The sequence below is a fragment of the Collinsella sp. AF23-2 genome (genome assembly GCF_003459245.1).
Taxonomy (GTDB): Bacteria; Actinomycetota; Coriobacteriia; order Coriobacteriales; family Coriobacteriaceae; genus Collinsella.
On the sequence record NZ_QRVG01000005.1, the window covers coordinates 1,125 to 1,483 of the forward strand.

The following is a 359-nucleotide window of genomic DNA, read 5'->3' on the forward strand; positions in this document are numbered from 1 at the left end:
TCATGGTGCTACGCCGCGGCACGGCACCAGCCGAAGCTCATGCCGAGGGACACGGGCGTGCCCCTCGAGATAAGGATGCACGGGAGGAAGGGGTCCGAGCGACTCCTGCGGCGGCGCGAGGAGATGCTCGCCCGCGGCATGCCCGCGGCGAAGGCCAACGCGGCCACCGCGGCCGAGCTCGTGAGGTGGCTCTGGGCCCTCGGCATGATGTGCCGGGAGGGCGCGGAATAGACATAGCCCCCGTCCCGGCGAGCCGGGCGGCCTTCGGGGACACCCCCTATTTCGCTGTGCGCGCGGAGCCCTCCGCATGCGCCCCGACAGACTTGGGGAACCCCGCCGAAGGAATGGAGTGCGGGCCG

The 359-nt window shown here is 72.1% G+C and carries 1 pseudogene; it reads left to right on the plus strand.

Annotated elements, in window-relative coordinates:
• A pseudogene (locus tag DWY03_RS10195) lies at nt 1–231 on the plus strand (IS110 family transposase); the annotation flags it as partial.
• Between the last annotated feature and the right edge of the window lie 128 nt (nt 232–359).